This window comes from Azospirillum baldaniorum (assembly GCF_003119195.2).
Lineage (GTDB): Bacteria > Pseudomonadota > Alphaproteobacteria > Azospirillales > Azospirillaceae > Azospirillum > Azospirillum baldaniorum.
The window spans coordinates 2,351,201-2,375,638 of sequence record NZ_CP022253.1; the positions used below are offsets into that span (position 1 = coordinate 2,351,201).

The 24,438-nt window shown below is 69.4% G+C and carries 17 protein-coding genes, 1 tRNA gene and 1 pseudogene; 14 read left to right on the plus strand and 5 right to left on the minus strand.

Features of this window, described 5'->3' with window-relative positions:
• Positions 1-124: 124 nt before the first annotated feature.
• Both Sp245p_RS11160 and Sp245p_RS11165 read left to right on the plus strand, forming a co-directional pair.
• Positions 125-1,435: a lytic murein transglycosylase gene (locus tag Sp245p_RS11160; RefSeq protein WP_014239884.1), complete on the plus strand. Its 1,311-nt coding sequence runs from the start codon at positions 125-127 to the stop codon at positions 1,433-1,435.
• Between the two features lie 15 nt (positions 1,436-1,450).
• Positions 1,451-1,834 (plus strand): annotated as a pseudogene (locus Sp245p_RS11165) (YkvA family protein); the annotation flags it as partial.
• Between the two features lie 19 nt (positions 1,835-1,853).
• Here the strand turns inward: Sp245p_RS11165 and Sp245p_RS11170 are convergent.
• Positions 1,854-2,273, minus strand: coding sequence for a secondary thiamine-phosphate synthase enzyme YjbQ (locus Sp245p_RS11170; protein ID WP_014239882.1), 420 nt, complete (start codon positions 2,271-2,273; stop codon positions 1,854-1,856).
• Positions 2,274-2,365: 92 nt separating this feature from the next.
• On the opposite strand from Sp245p_RS11170, the gene Sp245p_RS11175 reads away from it, so the two are divergent.
• From Sp245p_RS11175 to Sp245p_RS11185, 3 genes are all read left to right on the plus strand, one after another.
• On the plus strand, positions 2,366-2,809 hold the full coding sequence (locus Sp245p_RS11175) for an SRPBCC family protein (RefSeq protein WP_014239881.1): 444 nt from the start codon (positions 2,366-2,368) through the stop codon (positions 2,807-2,809).
• Between the two features lie 119 nt (positions 2,810-2,928).
• Positions 2,929-3,555, plus strand: coding sequence for a nitrogen fixation protein NifQ (locus Sp245p_RS11180; RefSeq protein WP_014239880.1), 627 nt, complete (start codon positions 2,929-2,931; stop codon positions 3,553-3,555).
• A gap of 148 nt (positions 3,556-3,703) precedes the next feature.
• A tRNA-Tyr gene (locus tag Sp245p_RS11185) sits at positions 3,704-3,789 on the plus strand.
• A gap of 74 nt (positions 3,790-3,863) precedes the next feature.
• On the opposite strand, the gene Sp245p_RS11190 is transcribed toward Sp245p_RS11185, so the two are convergent.
• The 3 genes from Sp245p_RS11190 to Sp245p_RS11200 form a co-directional block, all read right to left on the minus strand.
• Positions 3,864-4,226 (minus strand): hypothetical protein, encoded by a 363-nt coding sequence (locus Sp245p_RS11190; RefSeq protein WP_014239879.1) that lies wholly within the window; start codon positions 4,224-4,226, stop codon positions 3,864-3,866.
• 8 nt (positions 4,227-4,234) lie between these two features.
• On the minus strand, positions 4,235-4,639 hold the full coding sequence (locus Sp245p_RS11195) for a response regulator (protein WP_014239878.1): 405 nt from the start codon (positions 4,637-4,639) through the stop codon (positions 4,235-4,237).
• A gap of 259 nt (positions 4,640-4,898) precedes the next feature.
• Positions 4,899-5,279 carry a hypothetical protein gene (locus Sp245p_RS11200; protein WP_014239877.1) on the minus strand — a complete coding sequence of 127 codons (381 nt, stop codon included), beginning with the start codon at positions 5,277-5,279 and terminating at the stop codon, positions 4,899-4,901.
• A 542-nt stretch (positions 5,280-5,821) separates the two neighbouring features.
• Here Sp245p_RS11200 and Sp245p_RS11205 point away from each other — a divergent pair.
• From Sp245p_RS11205 to Sp245p_RS11215, 3 genes are all read left to right on the plus strand, one after another.
• Positions 5,822-7,258 (plus strand): ATP-binding response regulator, encoded by a 1,437-nt coding sequence (locus tag Sp245p_RS11205; protein WP_014239875.1) that lies wholly within the window; start codon positions 5,822-5,824, stop codon positions 7,256-7,258.
• 589 nt (positions 7,259-7,847) lie between these two features.
• On the plus strand, positions 7,848-16,673 hold the full coding sequence (locus Sp245p_RS11210; protein WP_109138506.1) for an Ig-like domain-containing protein: 8,826 nt from the start codon (positions 7,848-7,850) through the stop codon (positions 16,671-16,673).
• Between the two features lie 318 nt (positions 16,674-16,991).
• Positions 16,992-17,762, plus strand: a complete 771-nt coding sequence (locus Sp245p_RS11215; protein ID WP_014239871.1) for an SAM-dependent methyltransferase — start codon at positions 16,992-16,994, stop codon at positions 17,760-17,762.
• On the opposite strand, the gene Sp245p_RS11220 is transcribed toward Sp245p_RS11215, so the two are convergent.
• Positions 17,748-18,668, minus strand: coding sequence for a LysR family transcriptional regulator (locus Sp245p_RS11220; protein WP_014239870.1), 921 nt, complete (start codon positions 18,666-18,668; stop codon positions 17,748-17,750). The genes Sp245p_RS11215 and Sp245p_RS11220 overlap by 15 nt on opposite strands.
• A 107-nt stretch (positions 18,669-18,775) precedes the next feature.
• Here Sp245p_RS11220 and Sp245p_RS11225 point away from each other — a divergent pair, with 107 nt between their 5' ends.
• The 6 genes from Sp245p_RS11225 to Sp245p_RS11250 all read left to right on the plus strand — a co-directional run bounded on the left by Sp245p_RS11225 (position 18,776) and on the right by Sp245p_RS11250 (position 24,389).
• A complete protein-coding gene (locus Sp245p_RS11225; RefSeq protein ID WP_014239869.1) occupies positions 18,776-19,507 on the plus strand; it encodes an SDR family oxidoreductase in 732 nt (243 codons plus the stop codon).
• A gap of 25 nt (positions 19,508-19,532) precedes the next feature.
• Positions 19,533-20,042 carry a carboxymuconolactone decarboxylase family protein gene (locus tag Sp245p_RS11230; RefSeq protein WP_014239868.1) on the plus strand — a complete coding sequence of 170 codons (510 nt, stop codon included), beginning with the start codon at positions 19,533-19,535 and terminating at the stop codon, positions 20,040-20,042.
• Positions 20,039-20,410 (plus strand): Atu4866 domain-containing protein, encoded by a 372-nt coding sequence (locus Sp245p_RS11235; protein ID WP_014239867.1) that lies wholly within the window; start codon positions 20,039-20,041, stop codon positions 20,408-20,410. Before Sp245p_RS11230 ends, Sp245p_RS11235 begins: the two co-directional genes overlap by 4 nt.
• Positions 20,411-20,586: 176 nt before the next feature.
• A complete protein-coding gene (locus Sp245p_RS11240; RefSeq protein ID WP_014239866.1) occupies positions 20,587-21,216 on the plus strand; it encodes a calcium-binding protein in 630 nt (209 codons plus the stop codon).
• Positions 21,217-21,297: 81 nt separating this feature from the next.
• Entirely contained in the window at positions 21,298-23,037 is a 1,740-nt protein-coding gene (locus Sp245p_RS11245) for a type I secretion system permease/ATPase (protein ID WP_109138507.1), read from the plus strand.
• Positions 23,038-23,051: 14 nt separating this feature from the next.
• On the plus strand, positions 23,052-24,389 hold the full coding sequence (locus tag Sp245p_RS11250; RefSeq protein ID WP_109138508.1) for an HlyD family type I secretion periplasmic adaptor subunit: 1,338 nt from the start codon (positions 23,052-23,054) through the stop codon (positions 24,387-24,389).
• Positions 24,390-24,438: the final 49 nt, after the last annotated feature.

The window sequence follows — 24,438 nt, forward strand, 5'->3', positions numbered from 1 at the left end:
TCACGGCCAAGCCCAGGCTGCCTGAACAGTTATTCGGGCCGTGTCCCCTGAACTTGTCCGTTGAGTGAACGGGCCGTCCGTCCTAGGCTCCGGCACAGCTTTTCCCTGTTGGTCACGAGAGCGCATGCGCCCCCTGCTGTCCCTTCCCGTCCGCCTCCTGCTCGCCACCACGATCCTGGCCGGTTGCCAGACGACGGGCGCGCCGCCCGTGTCGGCCACCACCACGTCCGGAACCGCGAAGGCGTCCGCCGCCGCCCCGGCCAGCGTGGCCCCGGCCCAGCCCGCCGTCAGCTTCGCCGACTGGCTGAAGGCCCTGCGCGCCGAGGCGCTCGGCCAGGGCATCCGCGCCCAGACCTTCGACCGCGCCTTCGCCAACGTGAAGCTGTCGGACCGGGTGGTCGAGCTGGATTCCTCCCAGCCGGAGTTCAACCGCCAGCCCTGGCAGTATCTGGACAGCGCGGTCAACGACCGCCGCGTCCAGGCCGGACGCCAGCGCATCCAGGACAACGGCGCGCTGCTGCGCCGCATCAGCCAGCGCTCCGGCGTCCCGGCGGAGATCCTGGTGGCCTTCTGGGGCGTGGAGACCGATTTCGGCAATTTCACCGGCGGCTTCTCCGTCGTCGACGCGCTGACCACTCTGGCCTATGAGGGCCGCCGCGCCAACTATTTCCGGACGGAGCTGCTGGCCGCCCTGCGCATCCTCGACAGCGGCGACATCCCGCCGGAGAAGATGAGCGGCTCCTGGGCCGGCGCCATGGGCCAGACCCAGTTCATGCCGACCATCTTCCTGAAGCACGCCACCGACGAGGACGGCGACGGGCGGCGCGACATCTGGGGCAGCCTGCCCGACGTCTTCGCCTCCACCGCCAAGTTCGTGCAGGCCAACGGCTGGCGCACCGGGGAGCGCTGGGGCGAGGAGGTCACCCTGCCCGCCGGTTTCCCCTACGAGCAGGCCGAATACAACATCGCCAAGCCGGTGTCCGAATGGCGCCGCCTCGGCGTGCGGCCGGTCACCGGCGGCGAGCTGAGCGGCGGCGAGGAGGAGCGGGCCGCCGTCCTGATGCTCGCCGGGGCGCAGGGTCCGGCCTTCCTGGTCCGGGAAAATTTCCGGGCGATCATGAAGTACAACCCCTCGACCAGCTACGCGCTGGCGGTGGCGCTGCTGTCCGATCGTCTCGCCGGCCGCTCCGGCGTGCAGGGAAGCTGGCCGCGCCACGAACCGGCGCTGAGCCGCGACGAGCGGATCGAGCTTCAGGAGCGGCTGGCCTCGCTGGGCATGGAGCCGGGGACGGCGGACGGCATCGTCGGCGCCAACACCCGCAACGCCGTGCGCCGCTTCCAGCAGTCGATCGGCGCCGTGCCGGACGGCTTCGCCACCAAGACCCTGCTGGAACGGCTGCGCCAATCCGCCGCTCCCGTCCCGGCGGCGGGCTGACAGGCCGCGATGCTGGCGGCGGCGAAGGGCTGGGCGCGGCGGATCAAGCGTGACGTGATCGCGCTCTATCTGGCGGCGCGCGACCCGCGGACGCCGTGGTACGCCCGTGTGGCCGCCGCCGCGGTGGCGGCCTACGCGCTCAGCCCCATCGACCTGATCCCCGACTTCGTGCCGGTCCTGGGCTATCTGGACGACCTGCTGATCGTGCCGCTCGGCATCCTGCTGGTCATCCGTCTGATCCCGGCGGCGGTGCTGGAGGAACACCGCGCCACCGCCGCCCGGCTGGCCGCCCGGCCGGTCAGCTACGCCGCCGCCGCGCTGATGGTCGGGGTCTGGCTGGTCGCCGCCGTCGCCCTGTTCTGGTGGCTCGAACCCTACATCGCGGGTTGGCTGGGGTAGACGCACGGAGACTTGGCCCTCAGTCGCCCAGCAGATGCAGCGCCAGGGTCCGCTCGTGGGGCCGGCGGCGGTGCTCGAACAGGTAGATCCCCTGCCAGGTGCCCAGCGCCATCCGCCCCTCCAGCACGGGGATGGAGAGTTGCACCGTGGTCAGCGCGCTGCGGATGTGGGCCGGCATGTCGTCAGGCCCTTCCAGGATGTGGTCGTAAAGCGTCGGGTCTTCCGGCACCAGCCGCTTGAAGAAGCGCTCCAGGTCGCCGCGCACGCTCGGGTCGGCGTTCTCCTGAATCACCAGCGAGGCCGAGGTGTGCCGGCAGAAGACGGTCAGCAGACCGGTCTCCATGCCCTGGACGGCGACCCAGCGGGCCACCGGCTCGGTCACCTCGACCAGACCCTGGCCGCGGGTTTGGGTGGTCAGCGTTGTGACGGCCTGCCGCATGTTTGTCGCCCTCCGTGCTCGATTGCGCGTCTTGGAAGCGGGTCATCCATACACCAAATCGCTTGGCATTCCCGACCAACAACAGGTGATCCATGGAACTGAACGGCCAGTACCGGATTCCGGCGGCGCGCGAGCGGGTCTTCACCGCGCTCTGCGATCCCGCCGTGCTGCAACGCTGCATCCCGGTGCTGGAGGAGATGGACCGGCTGTCGCCCACCGAATACACCGCGCGCGTGCGCGCCACGGTCGGGCCGCTGAACGCGCGCTTCGCCGGCAACGTCCGGGTGGCGCCGGAGGACGCGCCGCGCTTCTACATCCTCTACGCCGAGGGCAAAGGCGGCCTCGCCGGAGCGGTCAAGGGCGAGGCCCGCATCACGCTGGAGGAGGTGGACGGCCACACCCACCTGTCCTTCACCCTCGCGGCGGCGCTGGGCGGGGCCGTCGGGCGGCTGGCGGTCAAGCTGGTCAAGGCCAAGGCCGACCGCGTCATCGACGGCTTTTTCGAGCGCTTCACGGCCGAGGTCCTGAACGGCTGAGGCGGATGCCGGGCAGGCTTCGACAACGCATCTGCAAAAAACCACTTCGCAGTTGCGGGAATTTGATCCACCATCATGGTCATGACCGAACAACCCCCCGATGCGGGAGTTCGCCGACCATGATTGCCGACATCGCCGACCCCGCGGTCTTCTCGCTCCACCCGCCCGCCGACGCCCTGGATGGCGTCCCGGATGGCCCGGCCCTCGACCGGCTGCTGTTCAGCCGCATCGTCGGGCTGGCCGCGCAGCATCCCGGCGGTGTCACCGCCTCCCTGGGGCTGGCGCGCGAGGCGCTGGCCGAGCTGATCCGGCGGCACGCGGTGGGCTTCGTCCATCTTCTCCCTACCCTTCCCGACTATAGCGGTGTGGACGCCATCGAGGAGGAGGACCTGCGGGCCTTCCTGCTCAACCACCGCGCCGCCGGGATGGTCGAGGAGGAGTGGTTGGCCGCCATCGTCGCCCGCCGCACGCTGGGGCCGAACCATCTCTGGCAGGACATGGGCTTTGCCAACCGGCGGGAGCTGAACGCCATGTTCCGCCGCCATTTCCCGTCGCTGGTCGCGCTGAACAGCGGCGACATGAAGTGGAAGAAGTTCTTCTACCGCCAGCTCTGCGAGCGCGAGGGGCTGATGCTCTGCAAATCCCCCAACTGCGAGGTGTGCGACGACTTCAGCGCCTGCTTCAGCGCGGAGGACGGTGACCCACTGAGCGCCCTGGCCCGCGTGGCCCGCGGCGAGGGGGCCTGAAGACGCTGCCCGGACAAAGATGCGCCGGAAGTGAAGAAAGCCGCTTGACCGGAGCGCCGCTACCCGTTAGATAACGCCACCCGCCGGACAGAAGGCCAAGCAAGGCCCGATGAACGGCAGGTCTCCGATGGTCGCGTCAAGCATCAGCGGAAGGGTGGCCGAGTGGTTAAAGGCAGCAGACTGTAAATCTGCCCGCGTAAGCGTACGCTGGTTCAAATCCAGCCCCTTCCACCATCTGACGCGGCCGGTTCATGACAGGGTCATGACCGGCCGTTTCCTTTTCCAGACAGCGTTGAACTTTTGCCCCATCAGCGCGGCTGGGCTCCCAGATCCTCGAAGGTCAGGCCTTTCTCGGTGCGGGTGAAGCGGCCCTTGCCGTTCACCGTCAGCGCCGTCGCGCCCGGCTGCGGCGCGAAGGTCGCCGCGTAATAGCAGTCATACTGCTTGTCGTCCGGCTTCGGGACGCCGTTCCGGTATTTGGTGTCGACGCAGCCCTGCTTGCGAAAGCCCTCGAAGCCGCGGAAGCCGCCCTGCCCCTGGCCGTCCAGCGCCCGCTTGGTGTGGGTTTCCACCAGCTTGCGCATGTCGGATTCACCCGGCTCCCCCGAACAGGCGGCCAGCGGCAGCGCCGCCAGACCGCACAGCACCACACGCCGCACCACCTCCCCCATTCTCGTCCTCACTTGCCGGCCAGCAGGCGGTCCACCCGCTCCTTCAGGGCGCCGAAGGACGGCGGCTTCACGACGAAGCCGTTGACGCCCAGGGACATGGCCTTCTTCACGATTTCGGATTCCGTGTGGTTGGTCAGGAAGACCACCGGCGTGCGGCGGTTCCGCACCTCCGCGCTGGCCCGCAGCTCGGCCAGGAACTGGAGGCCGGACACCGGCTTCATGTCGATGTCGCAGACGATCACGTCCGGGGTGGCGCGGATGCACTCCCGCATGCCGGTCTCCCCATTGTCGGCCTCGGCGATCGAGCGGAAGCCGATCTGCGAGAGGATCTGCATGATGGTCCGGCGCACGAAGGGCTGATCTTCGATGACCAGAATGCTGTACTGCCCGTAATCGACCGGCTTCCTGTCCATCGCGGCACCCTCCTTCGCCCGAGCCCGGGAACTGGCCAGGGAGCTGGTCAAAGAACTGGCCAAGAACCGGTGGACCCAGCCCATGGTCGTACAGCCGAACACTGATAATGCGACTCCGCTGAACGAGCAACCAAAGGACGGTTACAACTTTTAAAGAATGGCGGATTTCCGGCGGCATGGAACGGCAAAGGGCCGCGCGAAACCGCACGGCCCTTGGTTATCCGCATGAATCGAAGCCAACTCCAGCGATCGCCCGGCCCTACCGCCGGCTGGGCCCCTGCAACCCCAGGAGGGAGGAAATGACGCCGGCGACGAACCGGCGCTCCGGGTGCAGTTCATGCACCGCCACCGCGCGCCCGGCAAAGGACAGGGCCGCCTTCGCCATCCCCGCCGGGTCCGGACAGGCCTCGCCGTCGATGCGGAAGCGCGTGACGGTCTTGGTCAGTTCGTGCATCGCCGTCAACGGCGGGATGCACATCAGGAAACGGGCGCTGGCGACCGGCGTGAAGCCGCAGCGCTCGAACATGGTCTGAACGGTCACCGGGACACCGTCCGGCCCTTCGGTCCCGACCTGATAGCGGAGCAGGCGCTGCGCCCGCTCCTCCACCGCCTCGGACCAGCCGGCGGTGGCCGTAATCATAGGGTTGATCAAACCTGCCTCCAAATGCACCAGCCACGGGCCGCGCAGGCGCCAGGGACGTTAGATTGTTCGCCAAGCGAACAAGGTCAAGGAACATCCCATATGATGGAAACCTGCATCCGTTCGCTTACAAAGCAATCGGCGTGCCAGCGCAGGGTGGCGACGACGCAGGGCCGCCCCTTCCCCTTGCCGGGTTCCCGCATCGCTTTGAAACTCCACCTGAATAGCCTATGGCGTCGTTACCGGCGCCGGAGCGGCGCCACAGGATTCAACAGCGCGGCGACCGTCCCGGTGCCGCCGGCTGGGCTCCCCGCGCAACCAGGGCATGTCGTGTATGCGACAATCTGCCGCCCTTTTGGGCACAGCGTGTCGCTGCTCCGCAACCGACAGCCTTGAAGCGATGATCGGGACCCTTGCACGCGCGCGAATCGTTATGCCCACGAAAACAATTCCTGTTCTGCGCTGTTGTGACCTGAAGCATGCGGATTCAATAGCCGGAAGTTGTTGTGCGGCGGTGAGCGGGGGCCATCGTGGAGACATATATGCCGAAACATGCGGACTCGGATGAACCGGACAGGGGTGGATCAACCACCGGCAAGGCGTTGCGGGACAGCCTGGAAGCTCTGAACCGCAACCTTGCCGAAGGGGTCCGGACCGCGGACCGTCTCCAGCGCGACGCCAGCCGCTTGGTCGAGGAAAGCGCGCGTCTGGCTGCCGAACTGGTCGAGCAGCGCCGCGAGATGGGGCGGCTCCGCGACCGGCTTCACCGCTCCGAGGACCGCCGCGCCGTTCGGGAGGAGGAACTGCGCCGTGCCCATGAGACGGCGGAGCGCGCCAACCGGGCCAAGGCGCGCTTCCTGACCGCCGCCAGCCACGACCTGCGCCAGCCGATCCAGGCGGCGGCGCTCTATGCCCACATCCTGCGTGGCGCCGTCGGTTCCAACCCCTCGGCCAGAGAGGCGGCGGATCTGCTCCAGGCCTCCATCGACAGCCTGAGCGGTATGCTGAGCGGCCTTCTGGACCTCGCCCGGCTGGAGGCCGGCGCGGTGGACGTCGTCGTCACGGAATTCCGCCCCGACGCGCTGATGCACCGTCTGGCCCAGGAATTCCGGGAGAGCGCAAGGACCGAGGGGACAAGCCTGCACGTCCACCCCTGCGGCGTGGCGGTGCGGACCGACCCGCGGCTGCTGGAACGGATACTGACCCATCTGCTGTCCAACGCCATCCGTCACGGCGGGGGAAACGGGCGGCGTGTTCTTCTGGGCTGCCGACGTCGCCCCGATGCGCTGGAATTTCAGGTGTGGGACGACGGACGGGGCATTCCCCCCGACGCCCGGGCCGCCATCTTCGAAGAATTCCACCAGCTCGACAACCCGGAGCGCAGCGCGGCCAAGGGTTTCGGCCTCGGCCTGCCGCTGGTGGCCCGCATGGCGCGGCTGCTCGGCCTGACGCTGGACCTGCGGTCGCAGGTCGGGCGGGGTACGGTCTTCATGGTGACCGTTCCGCGCGCCGTCCTCCCCTCCAAACCCGACCGACGCCTGACCGCTGCCGCCCGCGCCATGGCCGTCGCCGCCACCAGCGCGGCGGCGACGGCATCACCAACGGATCGGATGAAGGGCCGGCGGGTGCTGCTGGTGGAGGACGACGAGCGGGTGCGCCATGCCATGACCATGCTGCTGAAACGCTGGGGCGTCCAGGTGACGGCCGTCGGCTCGGCGGAGGAGTTGGCTGACCGCCTGCCCCGGATGCGCCACCGCCCCCATGTGGTGCTGGCCGACCATCGCCTGCCCGGCGGCCAGACCGGCCGCACGGTGGCCGAGCTCGTGCGGAGCCGCTGGGATGTTCCGGTGGTCATCATCACCGGCGACACGGCGCCGGAACGGCTGCGCGAGGCGCGCTCCATCGGTTGCCGCCTGCTGCACAAGCCGGTGGAACCCGGCGACCTCGCCGCCACGCTGGACGACGTCATGGACCCGTGACCGGCGGGAGCTGCGGGTGCGGACCCGCAGCTCCCGCCGGTAACCATAGGACCGACGCGGAAATAGACGACCCTTGGGACGTGTCCATTCATTAAGAGGATTTCCCAAACCCTCTCAGTAAATGCTGCAAACGGCTTGGTGCCTCCGTACGCAGAAGGGCGGAAATCCGACCGTGGGAGATTGGCCGCCTGCCCTGTCACCGACGGACCTCGGCGAAATGCGATCAGCAGCAAACAGGGCGCGGTGCTTGCTGCCACAATTTTCCACTGCGCTACTTTTGCTAGTGCTTTGTTCATCAACACATAGAATAGTACGATAAAATTGCGAAGACCTCATGAACGAACCTCTGATAAGACAATAATTAATAACATATTAATACGCCATACATTGCAACATGCTGCAATTTGAAACACTGAAACAGTCTTGAATCCTTAATCTTGACCAAAAACGCGCTGTGTCAAATGCTGTTTTCATGCTTTGACCGTATTGACCAGGGCATCCATTTGTGGGCATGTGAAATCAAACGGGGTACTCATTTCTTTCAGAAAATGGGCGTTCCCGATTGCATCCCATTCAGGAAACGCCCGCCATGACCGAAGTGTCCGCCGTCGCCTCCACATCGCGCATCACCACCTCTGGTCGCTTCCCCCGCCCGGCAACCGAAATTGCCGTCATCGATACCGCTCTTGTTGGCTGGCGGGATCTTCAGGCGGGTCTTCCCGCCGGTATGGAAGCGGTTCTGATCGGCGAGGGCCGCGACGGCGTGGCGGTGACGGCGCAGGCCCTGGCCGGGCGTTACGGCATCCGGGCTCTCCATGTGCTGTGCCATGGCTTCGAAGGCGGGTTGCAACTCGGCACGGCACGGCTCGACCAGGCGGCGCTGGCGGAGCGCAAGGCGGAACTGACGGCCATTGGCGCCTGCCTTGCCGATGATGGCGACATCCTGCTGTACGGCTGCAACGTGGCGAGCGGTCACGGCGAGGCGTTCCTCGACGCGCTGGCCAACCTCACCGGAGCGAGCATGGCGGCGTCGCGGACTCCGACGGGCGCCGCGGAGCTGGGTGGCGATTGGGATCTCGCCTGGACGCGGGGCGTCGTGCGGACCGAGACGCTGTGGATCGAGAGCTACATGGGCGTGCTGATGGCGGCCCCCGAATCCGTGGACACCGTCGCCTATGTCGGCGAGTCCACCATCACCGTGACCTTCGACGGCAACCTCGACAGCGCCAGCCAGCCCGCCCTGTCCACCTTCGATGCGATTTCGCCCGGCGACATGTCCTGGGGCACCGGCGCCGTCCTGATCAACGGGGCGAAGGTCAACGTGACCGCCGCCGTTGTTTCCGGCAAGACCGTGACGCTGACCGTCAGCGGCACTCTCACGGCCGGCGACTACATCGAATTCCGCTACGTCGATCCGGCGGGCGACAACAGCAGCGGAGTGATTCAGGCCACCAACGGCCTCGACGTCGCTTCGGTGTACATTGTAACCACGGTCATGGGACCGCGTCCTGCGGTGCCCCCGGTCCTGCAGAACGCGACGGTGAACGGCGCGTCGCTGGTGCTGACCTATGATATGGCGCTCGACTCCGCCAACCCGCCGACGGCGGGCGCTTTCACCGTCATGGCCGGCGGCTCGCCGGCCACCGTCAGCAATGTCGTGGTGGACGGTGCGAACAAGACCGTTACCCTGACGCTGGCTCAGGCTGTTTCCCCCACCGATGCCGTGACGGTCGCCTACACCGATCCGACGTCGGGCAACGACGCCAACGCCGTCCAGGGCACCACGGGCGTCGACGCCGCGACCTTCGCCGCGCAGTCGGTCACCAACAACACGCTCGACCCGAACGGCACCCCGCCGACGTTGACGCTGACGCCGGTCGACAGCTACGCCCAGCTCGTGATGGGCAACCCGACCTTCGACCTGTTCAATGCCGTCGGCGCCTCGACGGTGGACAGCGGGCAGACCTTCACCGGCATGGTGCTGACCGTCCACTATGTTGCGGGCACCGGCAGCAACGAGTTCCTGACCATTGCCGGAACCGACATCGCGCTGAGCAACGGAAACTCGGGCAGCTTCACCGGCGGCAACTACGCGGTGACACTGGTGAACGGCGTCGCAACGGTGGCGATCAGCGGCATGGCGCTGAGCAACAGCGCGATGGGCACGCTGATCGACGGCATCGCCTACAAGACGACGACATCCACGCCTTCCAGCCTCAGCCAGACCAATTTCGGTTTCAGCGAAACACGCCCGATCGTCCTGCGCTCCATCACCGACAGCGGTGCCGCGAACAACACGACCGAGGTCAACAAGCTCGCCACCGCATCGTTCGGGATGCAGCCGGGCAACCTCTCGCCGATCACCATCACGCCGGACAACCCGACCGCCACCTTCACCGTCGGCACCCCGACCCGGCTTTCCTTTACGGTAAACATCAGCACGGCGCTGACCCTGGTGGGAAGCACCCTCCACTTCGATGTGGCTGCCCCCAGCGGCTGGACGATCGCGAATCTCCAACTCGACGGGTTCGCGAACAACACCCTGACCGGCATCATCATGCTCGGGACCCAAACGCTGACCTTCGACGTGACGGCCTCCGGCGCGGACACGTCCGGCCACTTCCCCATCAGCATCTTCACCTCCACCAGCGGCCTGACTCCGTTCGCGTCGATTTCGGCCGGCTCCGTCATGGTGACGGTCGCCCCGCCGGCTCCGATGCTGCAAAGCGCGTCGGTGGATGGCACGACGCTGGTCCTCACCTATGACAGCGCGCTGGACGCGGCCAACCCGCCGGCGGCCGGCGCCTTCGAGGTCAAGGTCGGCGGCACCACGGTCACGGTCAGCAACGTCGCCGTGAACAGCGCCGACAAGACGGTCACGCTGACGCTCGCCCAGGCGGTCTCGGACAGGGACACGGTCACGGTCGCCTACACCGATCCCACCACGGGCAACGACGCCAACGCCGTCCAGTCCCCCACCGGCACCGACGCCGCCAGCTTCACCGCCCAGCCGGTCACCAACACCACGCCGGACACCACCCCGCCGACGCTGACCTCGGCGGTGCTGAGCGGCACGACCCTGACCCTGACCTATTCGGAACTGCTGAACGGAGCCCAGGCTCCGACCGGGGCCTTCACGGTGATGGTGGGCGGCGTAGCGCGGACGGTCACCGCGGTCGCCTCCAGCGGCAAGACGGTCACCCTGACGCTCGACGCCGGCGTGACCTCCGTCCATCAGACCGTCACGGTCGACTACACCCCGCCGGGCTCCGGCACAAAGACCACGGACGCCGCGGGCAACGCCGCGGGCGCGCTGACCGGTCATGGGGTGACGGTGCCGAAGGACCCCAACTTCGTCCTGGAGGGCACCAATCCCTTCGGCCTCAACACCACTGGCCCCTGGTCGATCCCGACCTTCGCCGACATCGACGGCGACGGCGACATCGACGCGCTCATCGGCATGGGCGACGGCACCATCCTGTTCTACCGGAACGATGGATCGGCGACGGCGCCCGGCTTCACCCTGGCGGGCACCAACCCCTTCGGGTTGAGCCAGCTCGATATGAACGCCTCCCCGATCTTCGTGGACATCGACGGGAACGGCACGCTCGACGCGCTGATCGGCGACTTCAACGGCAACACGGTGGTCTACCGGAACGTCGGGACCGCGACGGCGCCCAGCTTCACCCTGGTCGGCACCAACCCCTTCGGACTGGGCAGTGTCGGAACGGCCACCACCCCCTCCTTCGTGGACATCGACGGCGACGGCGATCTCGACGCGCTGATCGGCAACTACGACGGCAACACAGTGTTCTTCCGGAACATCGGCACGGCGACGGCTCCCAGCTTCGCCCTGGAGAGCACCAATCCCTTCGGGCTGGGTGACGCCGGCAGCTACGCCCAGCCGACTTTCGTGGACGTCGACGGCGACGGCGACCTCGACGCGCTGATCGGCAATTTTGCCGGCGACATGCTGTTCTACCGGAACGTGGGATCGGCGACGGCGCCCAGCTTCACGCTGGAGGGCACCAATCCCTTCGGGCTGGAGAATGTCACCTTCAAGTCCGTCCCGAGCATCGTGGACATCGACGGGGACGGCGATCTCGACGTGCTGGCGGGCGGCGACAGCATCGGCAACAAAATCATCCTGTTCCGCAACCTGCCGCAGCCGCCGACCAACCTCGCGTTGACCGCGGGCACCAACAGCGGTTCCACGACGGACACGCTGACCAACGCCACGGCCCCGGCGATCACCGGCCAAGCCAAGGCGCTGTCCACGGTGGTGCTGTACGAGGGCGCGACGGCGCTGGGAACGGTGACGGCCGACGCCAACGGCCTGTGGACCATCACAACGGCCTCGCTGAGCGACGGCGCTCATTCCCTGACCGCCGTGTCGACCGACGTCACCGGCTCGTCGCCGGCCTCCAGCACGCTGACGGTGACCATCGACAGCGGGGCGCCCAACGCTCCGGCGGTGACCAGCGCGGCGCTGAGCAACAGCGCCACCCCGACCCTCAGCGGCACGGCTGAAGCCGGGGCGACGGTGACGGTCACGGTGGGCGGCGCCACCTACACCACCACGGCGACCAACGGCAACTGGTCGATCAACCTCGCCACCGCGACGCCGACTGCCGGCTCCCTGAGCCTGAACGCCAACGGCGCCAACCCCGTTACGGCCACGGCCACCGACGCGGCGGGCAACACGTCGTCCGCCGGCACCCAGACGCTGACCATCGACACCACCGCGCCCAACGCTCCGGCGGTGACCAGCGCAACCCTGAGCAACAACGCCACCCCGATCCTCACCGGCACGGCGGAAGCCGGCAGCACGGTGACCGTCACCGTCGGTGGGGCGACCTACACCACCACGGCGACCAACGGGACCTGGAGCGTCAACCTCGCCACGGCGACGCCGACCGCCGGCTCCCTGACCCTGAACGCCAACGGCAGCAACGCCGTCTCGGCCACCGCCACCGATGCCGCGGGCAATGTCTCGGCCCCCGGCACGCAAGCGCTGACCATCGACACCACCGCGCCAACCGCCCCGACCGTCACGACGGCGCTGAGCAACAACGCCACCCCGATCCTCACCGGTTCGGCGGAAGCGGGCAGCACCGTCGCCGTCACCGTCGGTGGGGCGACCTACACCACCACGGCGACCAACGGGACCTGGAGCGTCAACCTCGCCACCGCGACACCGACCGCCGGCTCGCTGAGCCTCGATGCCAACGGCGCCAACGCCGTCTCGGCCACCGCCACCGATGCCGCGGGCAACGTCTCCACGCCGGGCACCCAGTCGCTGACCATCGACACCACCGCGCCAACCGCCCCGACCGTCACGACGGCGCTGAGCAACAACGCCACCCCGATCCTCACCGGTTCGGCGGAAGCGGGCAGCACCGTCGCCGTCACCGTTGGTGGGGCGACCTACACCACCACGGCGACCAACGGGACCTGGAGCGTCAACCTCGCCACCGCGACACCGACCGCCGGCTCGCTGAGCCTCGATGCCAACGGCGCCAACCCCGTCACGGCGACGGCGACCGATGCGGCCGGCAACGTCTCCACGCCGGGCACGCAGTCGCTGACCATCGACACCACCGCGCCCAACGCTCCGGCGGTGACCAGCGCGGCGCTGACCAAGAACGCCACCCCGACCGTTGCGGGCACAGCGGAGGCCGGCAGCACGGTGACCGTCACGGTGGGTGGGGCGACCTACACCACCACGGCGACCAATGGAAACTGGTCCATCAACCTCGCAACGGCGACGCCGACCGCCGGCCCCCTGATCCTGAACGCCAACGGCGCCAACCCGGTGTCGGCCACCGCCACCGACGCGGCGGGCAACACCTCGGCTCCCGGTACGCAAACGCTGACCATCGACACCACCGCTCCGACCGCTCCGACCGTCGCCACGGCGCTGACCAACAGCACGACGCCCACCCTCACCGGCACGGCGGAAACCGGCAGCACCGTCACCGTCACGGTGGGCGGCGCCACCTACACCACGACGGCGACCAACGGGGCCTGGAGCCTCAACCTCGCCACGGCGACGCCGACCGCCGGCTCGCTCAGCCTCGACGCCAACGGCGCCAACCCGGTCTCCGCAACGGCCACCGACGCCGCGGGTAACACCTCCTCGGCCGGCACGCAGTCGCTGACCATCGACACCACACTGCCCAACGCTCCGGCGGTGACCAGTGCGGCATTGAGCAACAGCACCACGCCAACCCTCACCGGTACGGCGGAAGTGGGCAGCACCGTCACCGTCACGGTGGGCGGCGCCACCTACACCACCACGGCGACCAACGGCAGCTGGTCCATCAACCTCGCCACCGCGACGCCGACCTCCGGCTCGCTCAGCCTCAACGCCAACGGCGCCAACCCGGTCTCCGCCACGGCAACCGACGCGGCGGGCAACGTCTCGGCCCCCGGCACGCAAGCGCTGACCATCGACACCACGGCGCCGAGCGCGCCCTCGGTGACCAGCGCGGCGCTGACCAACAGCACGACGCCGACCGTCGCCGGCACGGCGGAGGCCGGCAGCACGGTGACCGTCACGGTGGGTGGCGCCACCTACACCACCACCGCCACGAACGGCGGCGCCTGGACCCTCAACCTCGCCACGGCCACACCGGTCACCGGCACGCTCAGCCTCAACGCCAACGGCGCCAACCCGGTCTCGGCCACCGCCACGGATGCCGCTGGCAACATCTCGGCGCCGGGCACGCAGTCGCTGACCGTCGACACCACCGCGCCCACCGCGCCGGCGGTGACCAGCCCCGCGCTGAGCAACAGCACGACGCCGACCCTCACCGGCTCGGCCGAGGCCGGCAGCACCGTCACCGTCACCATCGGTGGGGCGACCTACACCACCACCGCGACCAACGGGACTTGGAGCCTCAACCTCGCCACCGCCACTCCGGTGACCGGCATGCTCAGCCTCAACCCGAACGGCGCCAACCCGGTCTCGGCCACGGCGACCGACGCCGCGGGCAACACCTCCTCGGCCGGCAGCCAGTCGCTGACCATCGACACCACGCTGCCCGATGCCCCGACCGTCGCCACGGCGCTGAGCAACAGCACGACGCCAACCCTCACCGGCACGGCGGAAGTGGGCAGCACGGTGACCGTCACGGTGGGTGGAGCGACCTACACCACCACCGCCACGAACGGCGGAAACTGGTCCATCAACCTCGCCACGGCGACGCCGACCGCCGGGTCGCTGACCCTGAACGCCAACGGCACGAACGCCGTCTCGGCCACCGCCACCGATGCCTCGGGCAACGTCTCGGCACCGGGCACCCAGTCGTTGGTCATCGACACCACGCTGCCCGACGCCCCGACCGTTGCCACGGCGCTGACCAACAGCACGACGCCCACCCTCACCGGCACGGCCGAGGCCGGCAGCACCGTCACCGTCACCGTCGGTGGGGCGACCTACACCACCACCGCCACGAACGGCGGCGCCTGGAGCCTCAACCTCGCCACCGCCACTCCGGTCTCCGGCACGCTCAGCCTCAACCCGAACGGCGCCAACCCGGTCTCGGCCACCGCCACGGATGCCGCCGGCAACATCTCGGCGCCGGGCACGCAGTCCCTGACCGTCGACACCACCCCGCCGACGGCCAGCGTGCTGTTCGAGGACGACAGCATCGATGCCATCGAGCAGTCCAGCGCCGCCTTCACCATCAGCGGCGGCGAGGCCGGGACCAGCTTCACCTGGACGATCACCTCGGCCGGCGGCGGCCAGGTCACCGGCGGCGGCGTGATGAGCGGCCCGACCATGCGGGTGACCGGGCTGGACCTCTCCGCCCTGGGCGACGGCACGCTCACCCTGACCCTCGGCCTGACCGACCCGGCGGGCAACGCCGCGCCGCCCTTCACCGCGACGACGCAGAAGCTCACCGCCACCGTGGAGAAGCCCGCCCCGGTCGCCCCGCCGCCGACGGCCACCGTGGACGGCGCCACCGTCAACGGCTCGATCACCACCGGCGGCGACGGCAAGCGCGTCACCACCGTGACCATCGCGGCCAGCAACAGCAACCGCGTCGAGGACACCAGCACCGCCAACGCCGACCTCGCCGACGTGCCGGTGGTGCGCGAGCAGGTGGTCGACCGCCAGACCGGTGCGGTGTCCACCGTCACCACCCTGACGGTCAGCGTCTCCACCGGCGTGGCCGTCACCACCTCGGGCAGCGCCGAGCGGCAGACCGCCGCGGAGGCGCAGAGCGGGCTGACCGGCCTGATCGCCGCCATCGAGGCGCGCACCGACGCCGGCACCGCCTCGCGCGGCAACCTGACCGGCGGCGGCGACGGCTTCCTCTCGGTGCTCTCCGCCCAGGCCCAGCTCCTGGTGCGCGCCATCGACTTCAGCACGCCGGGGGTGGCCGCCGGCCAGGCGGTGCAGACCAGGGTGACCGGCAACACGCTGGGCGGCACCGGCGTCGCCAGCACGGCGCCGACCGCGGTGGTGCTCGACACCACGGCGGCGGCGGGTCCGGTGACCATCCAGCTCGACAACGTCGAGTTCGCGGCGGTGGTCGGCAACGCCACGCTGGTCGGCGGCGACGGCGAGCAGATCGTCTACGGCGACGACCACGAGCAGTACATGTACCTGGGGGCCGGCGACGACCTCCTGCACGGCGGCGGCGGCAACGACACGATCGCCAGCGCCGGCGGCAACGACACGCTGTACGGCGACGACGGCGACGACGTGGTGATGGGCGGCGAGGGCGACGACTGGCTGTTCGGCGGCGAGGGCAACGACCTGATCGGCGGCGGGGTCGGCAACGACGCGCTGTTCGGCGGGACGGGCCAGGACATCCTGTTCGGCGAGGCGGGCGACGACACGCTGACCGGCGAGGAGGGCGACGACACGCTGTCCGGCGGGGCGGGCAACGACCTGCTGTTCGGTGGGGCGGGCGACGACTTCCTGATCGGCGACGACGGCGACGACACGCTCAGCGGCGGGGCGGGCAACGACGTGGCGCTGGGCGGGGCGGGGCGCGACCTGATCGGGCTCGGCGCGGGCGACGACCTGGCCAGCGGCGGCGAGGGCGACGACACGCTGTTCGGCGAGGAGGGCAACGACACGCTGTTCGGCGGGGCTGGCAACGACCTGCTGAACGGCGGGGCTGGCAACGACGTGCTGTTCGCCGACGGCGGCGCGGACACGCTGTGGGGCGGCGCCGGTGCGGACGTCTTCGCCTTCGGGCGCAGCTCGGGCGGGTCGGTGGTGATGGACTTCGAGGTGGGGGTCGACCGCTTGGCCTTCTACGAGGCCGGCATTGACCTCGGCGCGGTGATCCGCTCGGCGCGGGTGGAGGGCGGCAACACCACGCTCGACGTCGGCGGGGGCAACCGCATCACCATCCTCGGACAGACCGGAAACGTCGCCGGCTGGTTCGGCTGAGGCGGCGGGACCGGAGCGCATTCCAGAAAAAGAAGGCGGGTACCGGGGCCTTGGGGCTCCGCCACCCGCCGTTTCCGTTTCCAGGCGGCCGTGGGTTGGGATGCGAGCCGCAAGCTGTGGGAGCGGTCTCCGGAAACGCAGGGCCGTTCAAGCGCGGAGATTGGCACAACCCTGGTGAGAACTTGTTGAGACGCGCCTCGCAGGTTATCCTGCAATTCCGCGCAGCCATCGCTCCACCACTCTCGCTCGCCGGACCCCCTCCTTCGTGCCGAGGCGAGTCCGCCCACTCTCAGCATCCGTTCAAGGACGTCTCCCAAAGTGGACATTCCTCGAATATTCACCATCAGTGAAAGCGCCCACCGCATTCACAACCCGATCACACCGGAAAATCTCGCCACGCTCGGCGCGGCGCTGCGGTTGGAGTCCGGAGCCCGGGTGCTCGACCTCGGCAGCGGTTCGGGGGAGATGCTGTGCAGTTGGGCACGCGATCACGGCATCACCGGCACCGGCATCGACATGAGCCGGTTGTTCACCGAGCACGCGAAGCTCCGTGCCGTCGAACTCGGGGTCGCCGATCGTGTCACATTCATCCATGGCGATGCCGCCGGATACGTTTCCGACGAGAAGGTCGATGTGGCCGCCTGTGTCGGCGCCACCTGGATCGCCGGTGGTGTCGTCGGCACGGTCGAGCTTTTGGCCCAAAGCCTGCGCGCCGGAGGGATCATCCTCATCGGCGAGCCCTATTGGCGGCAGCTCCCGCCGACGGAAGAGATTGCCAAGGGGTGCCTCGCCAACGCCATCGCCGACTTCCTCACGCTCCCTGAGCTTCTCGCGTCCTTCGACCGCCTTGGCTGCGACGTCGTCGAGATGGTTCTGGCCGACCAGGACGGCTGGGACCGCTACGAGGCCGCCAAATGGCTGACCATGCGCCGCTGGCTGGACGCCAATCCCGGCGATGACTTCGCGAAGGACGTTCGAGCCAAGCTGACCTCGGAACCTGTGCGCTACGCCACCCACACGCGGGACCATCTGGGTTGGGGCGTGTTCGCGCTGATGCCGCGGCAACGCCTCGACTTACCCCTGACGTGACGCCCTCGTCGACGCGCCGTTCCGCGCCCGCAAATGGTCGATGAGGGCGCGCAGCCGCGGCGGCACAGTCCGGCGGCTCGGATAGTAGAGGTGGAAGCCGGCGAAGGGCGGGCAGAACTCCTCCAGGACCGCCTCCAGCGCGCCACGCTCCAGATGGGGCCGGAACGTTTCCTCCATGCCGCAGGTGAGCCCGGCGCCGGCCAGGGCCAGCCGGACCATCATCCCCATGTCGTTGGTGGCGACCCGAGGACTCACCGCGATGTCGAAGTCGCGGCCTTCCTCCGTGAACTCCCAGCGGTAGGGCGCCACGTCCGGTGCCGGACGCCAGCCGATGCAGCGGTGGGCGAGCAGGTCGCGCGGATGGGATGGGCGGCCGGCCTCCGCCAGATAGGCCGGTGAGGCCACCACCAGCTGCCGCTGCGGGGTGGAGACCGGCACCGCGATCATGTCCTGCTCAATCGCTTCGCCCAGCCGGACGCCCGCGTCGAAACCCGCCGCGACGATGTCGAACTCCTCGTCGGTCACCAGGATGTCGACGCCGACCGACGGGTAGGCGGCCAGGAAGCCGGCCAGCGCCTCGCCCTCCAGGATGCTTTCCGCGATGGACGAAACGGCGAGCCGCAGCGTTCCACCGGGCGCCCCGTGCGTCGAGGCGATGACCTCCAGCGCCGTGCCGATCTCCGCCAGCGCCGGGCGCGTCGCGGCAAGCAGATGCGCGCCCGCGTCGGTCAGCCGGACGCTGCGCGTCGTCCTCTGGAGAAGCGGCACGCCGATGCGGTCCTCCAGCCGGCGGACCGTCTGGCTGACGGCGGAGCGGGTGACGCCCAGGCGCTCGGACGCCCGGCGGAAATTGAGCGTCTCGGCAACCGCCAGAAACGCCGCCATGCCTTCGAAGGGATCGCTCATTGGTTAGATATGCTAACCAGCCCGTTCATGATTGGCAACTCGAACCATCGCCCGCCAGATCATAGCTTGTCTCCGTCACCGCAACGATCGACGGAAGGGAGCACGACATGACCGCGATCACCGACAAGACAATCCTCATCACCGGCGCCTCCAGCGGCATCGGCGAGGGCACCGCCCGCGTCCTCGGCGCCGCCGGGGCGAAGCTGGTGCTCGGCGCCCGCCGGACCGACCGGCTGGAGTCCCTGGCCGCCGACATCCGGGCCGGTGGCGGAACCGCCGAGGTCCGCGCGCTGGACGTGACGAGCCGCGAGGACATGGCCGCCTTCGCCGCCTTCGCGCAGGAGCGGTTCGGGCGCATCGACGTGCTGGTCAACAACGCCGGGGTCATGCCGCTGTCCCCCATGACCTCGCTGAAGGTCGAGGAATGGGACCGCATGATCGACGTCAACATCCGCGGCGTCCTCTACGGCATCGCCGCGGTGCTGCCGGTCATGAACGGCCAGGGCTTCGGCCAGATCATCAACATCGCCTCCATCGGTGCCCTCGCCGTGTCGCCGACCGCCGCCGTCTACTGCGCGACAAAATACGCGGTGCGGGCCATTTCCGACGGGCTGCGCCAGGAGAACGAGCGGCTGCGCGTCACTTGCGTCTGCCCCGGCGTCGTGGAATCGGAACTGGCCCACACCATCACCGACCCGGAGGCCGAGGAGCTGATGCGGAGCTACCGCGCCGTCTCCATCAAGCCGGACGCCATCGGGCGGGCCATCCTGCACGCCATCGAGCAACCGGACGACGTGGACACCAACGAGATCGTGGTCCGTCCCACGGCCAGCCATTGAGCCATTCATCGAGGAGGATGTGAGCATGACCCACGGCACCGACACCCTCACCCGTCCCCCCGCACGCCTGCGCACCCTCGTCGCGACGGGGCTGCTCGCCGCGGTTCCGGCGATGCCAGCCGCCGCCCTGGCCAGCGCCCTGACCACGGAGGAGCGCGCCAAGCGCGGCGGCGAGGTGATCCGCAACCTGAACAACGGCCAGCCCCACCCCACCCTGGAGCGGATGCGCGAGGAGTTCCCCTTCCTGGCGGAGGCCACCGAGGCCTACGCGCTGGGCGACGTCTGGTCGCGGCCGGGGCTGGACACGCGGACCCGCCAACTGGCCGCGGTCGCCGCCTTCGCCGCCATCGGCGAGACGGCCTTCATGAAGATCCACGCCGGCTACGCGCTCAACGCCGGCGTCTCCGAGGACGAGTTGAAGGAGATCGTCTACATGGTGACGGTCCCGGCGGGCTTCCCCCGCGCGATCTCCGCCGCACGCACCCTGTCGGAACTGTTCGCCGAGCGCCGCCCGTCGGAAGGAGGCACGCCATGAAACGCGCGTTCGCCCGGACCGCCACCCTGACCGCCGCCCTGCTCGCCTCCGGCGCCGAGGCCCTGCCCGACCGCAAGGCGCTCGCCCAGACCGCCGACCGGCCTGGGGTGGCGCAAGCGGATCACCCCCAAGCGGATCACCCCTATGCCGGCCTGTGGGTGACCGAGGACGGCCGCGTCCGCCATGAACTTCTCCCCAACAACCGCTACGTCGAGGCGCGGGGCAGCCGGGAGAAGGCGTACCAGGGCCGCTATCAAGTCACCGGCGACCACATCGATTATTGGGACGACACCGGCTTCACCGCCGACGGCGACTTCATCGACGGGGTGCTGCACCATGGCGGGATGATCCTGCACCGGCGGCGCTGACCGCAGCGCTTTTTCTCTCCTGTGCAAAACTGTGAAGTGGACAACAGTGCCGGATGCCCGATCCGGGAAGAATGGCTGTGCAAGGGCGAGGTCTTCGGAACGAACCGGCAAAAGGAACGCCGAAGAACATCCCTCCCCCTGCATGGCACAATCCCCTGATCCGAAGGAAACGCATCATGGCAAACGTCTATGGCACGAACAACGCCGACTATCTCGACATGATCAAGTACGGCGTCAGCAATGACTACGTGCAGGGTTATGACGGCAACGACACCATCCTCGGCTGGTCCGGCAACGACACGCTGGACGGCTGGAACGGCAACGACGTGCTCTACGGCGAGTCGGGCAACGACCTGCTGATGGGCTATTACGGCGCCGACACGCTCTATGGCGGCAGCGGCAACGACCAGCTCTACGGCGAGAGCGGGTACGACAAGCTCTACGGCGGCGACGGCAACGACACGCTGAGCGGCGGCGACACCTTCGACGACCTCTACGGCGGCACGGGCAAGGACCAGATGACCGGCGGGGCCGGGGCGGACTGGTTCTTCTTCGAGACGAAGGACAGCGGCGACATCTACGCCGGCAACGCCGACACCATCACCGACTTCAAGGACGAGGACCAGATCTGGCTGAAGGGCAGCTACAGCTACGCCGGTTCGACCAGCGCGCCCGCCGACGGCCAATACAGCATCTGGCAGAAGGACGGCTACTACGTCGTCACGTGGAACGCGGCCAACGACACCGGCTTCCACGATCTGATCGTGAAGGGCGACAACCCGATGGGCGACATCTCCTTCTACTGATCCGCCTGACCGAGGTCCCGGGCGCGCCGTCCTTCCCGGCGCGCCCCTTTCCCTTCTCCGGACGACAGGAGCGCCCTTCCCATGGCCGCACGGGAATCCCGCCGCAGCCCATCCGCCCACCCGCCGGCCCTGCGCGCGATCCGCCGGCGCATCGCCACCGGCCTCGCCGCCGCGGGCGGATTCAGCGTCTTTCTTGCCCTCATCCAACTGGCGATGCCGCTCTACACGATGCAGGTCTATGACCGCGTGCTGGGCAGCCGCAGCGTGGAGACTTTGGTGGCCCTGTCGCTGCTGGCGCTGGGCTGCTTCGCCGTGTTCGGGCTGGTCGAGGCGATCCGCGGACGACTGACCCAGGCCATGGGGCATCTGGCGGCGCGCAGCCTGACCATGGACGCGCTGGAGGCGTCGATGGGCGGCCTGCTGCGCGGCGGCGCCAGCCGCCCGGCCCAGGTGCTGCGCGATCTCAACGAACTGCGCCAGTTCCTGTCCGGGCCGAGCCTCACAGCCCCGCTCGACGCCGCGCTCAGCCTCGTCTTCCTGCTGTTCCTGACGCTGATCCACCCGCTCTACGGCCTCGTCTGCGGCGGCAGCATCCTCTGTCTGGTCGGGGTGAGCCTGCTCGGCCGCATGCTGACCATGCCGGGTGCGGCGGAGGCCAACCGCGCCCTGTGCCGCCACGGCGCCGAGGTCGAGGCGGCGTCGCACGGCGTGGAGGCCGTCGCCGCCATGGGCATGATGGGCAATCTGCGCCGCCGCTGGCAGGCGGTTGAGGACGACCATCTGCGGCTGGTCAACCGGACCGCCGGACGGGCGCAGACCGTCGCCTCGCTCGCCAAGGTCTGCCGGATGACCGCCCAGGTGGCGATCCTCGCCGCCGGCACGATGCTGGTGCTGGACCGGCAGGTGTCGCCGGGCAGCATGCTGGCCGCCTCCATCCTGATGGGCCGGGCGCTGGCGCCCTTCGAGCAGTTGATCGACTCCTGGCGCAACTGGTCCTCGGCCCGCGAGAGCCTGCGCCGCCTGCGCGGCCTGTTCACGGCGGATGCGATGCCCGCGCCGGGCGTCCCCCTGCCCCGCCCCAGCGGCTCCCTGCTGCTGGACCGCGTGACCTACGTCCCGCCGGGATCGGACCGCCCGACCCTGCGCGGCCTCTCCTTCTCGGTGGAGCCGGGCGAGGCGGTGGGCATCGTCGGCCCCTCGGCGGCGGGCAAGTCCACGCTGGCCCGGCTGCTGGTCGGCGTGCTGGAGCCGACCCAGGGCGGCGTCTACCTCGACGGCCACAATGTGTGGCGCTGGCACCGCGACGACTGCGGCCGGCATGTCGGCTATCTGCCGCAGGGCGTCGGCCTGCTCGGCGACACGGTGGAGGACGCCATCGCCCGGCTGGGCGAGCCCGACCCGGCGCTGGTCACCGCGGCGGCGCGGCGGGCCGGCGTGCATGAGATGATCGGCCGCCTCCCCGACGGCTACCGGACGGCGATCGGCGAGGGCGGCGCCCTGCTCTCCGGCGGGCAGAGGCAGCGCATCGCGCTGGCCCGCGCCCTCTACGGCGATCCCCGCCTGCTCGTTCTCGACGAGCCCAACGCGAACTTGGACCAAGCCGGCGAGGCGGCGCTGCTGCGCGCCATTGCCGAGGCCAAGGCCGGCGGGGCCGCGGTGGTGGTGATCGCCCACCGCCGCTGCGTCCTCGACGCGGTGGACCGCATCGTCGTGCTGCGCGACGGCCTGATCGACCAGACCGCAACGCGGGCCGAGATGGTCCGGCGCCTGGGGAGCCCCAATGGCGCCGCCACCCCGCAGCCGGCTGCTGCAACCCTCTGATTGGAGACTTCGCGATGACGACGACCGACACGCTGCTGGGCCGAAGCGCCATTCCGGCGGAGCCGCGCCGCGCCGAGCCCTCCATCGGCGGAGCGGTGCGGGCGGGCTGCGCGGTGATCGCCCTGGCGTTGGGCGCCGGGCTCGGCTGGGGCTTCCTGGCCCCGCTGGACAGCGCCGCCCACGCACCGGGCACGGTGGTGGTGGACGGCAACCGCAAGACCATCCAGCATCTGGAAGGCGGCATCGTCGCCGAACTGGCGGTGCGCGACGGCGACACGGTGGCCGCCGGCCAGACCCTGCTCCGCCTGGAGGGGACGCAGAGCCGCGCCACCCTGGAGGAGCTGTCCACCGAACAGGCCGCCGCCCTGGTCCGCATGGCCCGCCTGCGCGCCGAATACGCCGACCAGCGCGCCTTCTCCGTCCCGACAGACCTGGTGGACGGGGCCCCCGCCGCCCGGCGCGCCCTGGCCGTGCAGCAGCAGCTGTTCGCCGCCCGCTGGACCCGCCACGACGGCGACATCGCCGTTCTGCGCGAGCAGCGCCTCCAGGCCGAGCGCGAGGTGACCGCCCACCGCGCCCAGGAGCGCGCGGCGGCCGAGCAGATCGTCTACATCGAGGAGGAACTGGCCGGCGTGCTCGACCTCTTCAACAAGGGTCTGGAGCGCAAGCTGCGGGTCTTGTCGCTGAAGCGCGCCATGGCCGATCTGGCCGGCACCCGCGATCAATCCCACGCCCGCGCCCTGCTGGCCGAGCAAGCGGTGACGGTCGCCGACACCCAGCTCCATGCCAAGGAGACGGCCCGCCGGTCCGACATCGCCGCCGAGATGGAGGAGGCGCAGAACGCCCTGGACCAGACCGCCGCCCGCCTGAAGGCCGCCCGCGACGCGGTGGAGCGCACGGAGATCCGCGCCCCGGTTCCGGGCCGCGTGGTCGGGCTGACCGTCTTCACCGTGGGTGGGGTGGTGAAGCCGGGCGAGCCGCTGATGGACATCGTCCCGGACAGCGGCCCGCCGACCATCGAGGCGCGCATCGACCCGCTGGACATCGACGTGGTGAAGGCCGGCCAGACCGCGCAGGTCCGCCTCAGCGCCTTCAAGCCCCGCCGCACGCCCTCGATCGACGCCACCGTCGTGGACGTCTCCGCCGACCGCCTGACCGACCCGACGACCCACGCCCCCTACTTCGTGGCTCGCATCCGCCCTCTGCCCGGCGCGCTGGAGCGCATCGGCCCGGCGGCCCTGCATCCGGGCATGCCCGCCGACGTGCTGATCGCGACCGGCCAGCGCCGGGCCATCGATTATGTGCTGGCGCCGTTGCAGGACGCCATGGCCCATGCATTGACGGAGGATTGAAGCGGAGCGCAGCGTCCTGCTTTGATCAAAGAAAAAGCCCGCCAAGTCG

What these genes read in the sequence shown, in the direction of transcription:
- Sp245p_RS11240 (WP_014239866.1), top strand. Translation starts at nt 20,587, where the DNA reads ATGGCAAACGTCTATGGCACGAACAACGCCGACTATCTCGACATGATC.
- Sp245p_RS11235 (WP_014239867.1), top strand. Translation starts at nt 20,039, where the DNA reads ATGAAACGCGCGTTCGCCCGGACCGCCACCCTGACCGCCGCCCTGCTC.
- Sp245p_RS11200 (WP_014239877.1), bottom strand. Translation starts at nt 5,279, where the DNA reads ATGATTACGGCCACCGCCGGCTGGTCCGAGGCGGTGGAGGAGCGGGCG.
- Sp245p_RS11190 (WP_014239879.1), bottom strand. Translation starts at nt 4,226, where the DNA reads ATGGGGGAGGTGGTGCGGCGTGTGGTGCTGTGCGGTCTGGCGGCGCTG.
- Sp245p_RS11160 (WP_014239884.1), top strand. Translation starts at nt 125, where the DNA reads ATGCGCCCCCTGCTGTCCCTTCCCGTCCGCCTCCTGCTCGCCACCACG.
- Sp245p_RS11230 (WP_014239868.1), top strand. Translation starts at nt 19,533, where the DNA reads ATGACCCACGGCACCGACACCCTCACCCGTCCCCCCGCACGCCTGCGC.
- Sp245p_RS11225 (WP_014239869.1), top strand. Translation starts at nt 18,776, where the DNA reads ATGACCGCGATCACCGACAAGACAATCCTCATCACCGGCGCCTCCAGC.
- Sp245p_RS11210 (WP_109138506.1), top strand. Translation starts at nt 7,848, where the DNA reads ATGACCGAAGTGTCCGCCGTCGCCTCCACATCGCGCATCACCACCTCT.
- Sp245p_RS11180 (WP_014239880.1), top strand. Translation starts at nt 2,929, where the DNA reads ATGATTGCCGACATCGCCGACCCCGCGGTCTTCTCGCTCCACCCGCCC.
- Sp245p_RS11250 (WP_109138508.1), top strand. Translation starts at nt 23,052, where the DNA reads ATGACGACGACCGACACGCTGCTGGGCCGAAGCGCCATTCCGGCGGAG.
- Sp245p_RS11205 (WP_014239875.1), top strand. Translation starts at nt 5,822, where the DNA reads ATGCCGAAACATGCGGACTCGGATGAACCGGACAGGGGTGGATCAACC.
- Sp245p_RS11175 (WP_014239881.1), top strand. Translation starts at nt 2,366, where the DNA reads ATGGAACTGAACGGCCAGTACCGGATTCCGGCGGCGCGCGAGCGGGTC.
- Sp245p_RS11195 (WP_014239878.1), bottom strand. Translation starts at nt 4,639, where the DNA reads ATGGACAGGAAGCCGGTCGATTACGGGCAGTACAGCATTCTGGTCATC.
- Sp245p_RS11170 (WP_014239882.1), bottom strand. Translation starts at nt 2,273, where the DNA reads ATGCGGCAGGCCGTCACAACGCTGACCACCCAAACCCGCGGCCAGGGT.
- Sp245p_RS11245 (WP_109138507.1), top strand. Translation starts at nt 21,298, where the DNA reads ATGGCCGCACGGGAATCCCGCCGCAGCCCATCCGCCCACCCGCCGGCC.
- Sp245p_RS11220 (WP_014239870.1), bottom strand. Translation starts at nt 18,668, where the DNA reads ATGAGCGATCCCTTCGAAGGCATGGCGGCGTTTCTGGCGGTTGCCGAG.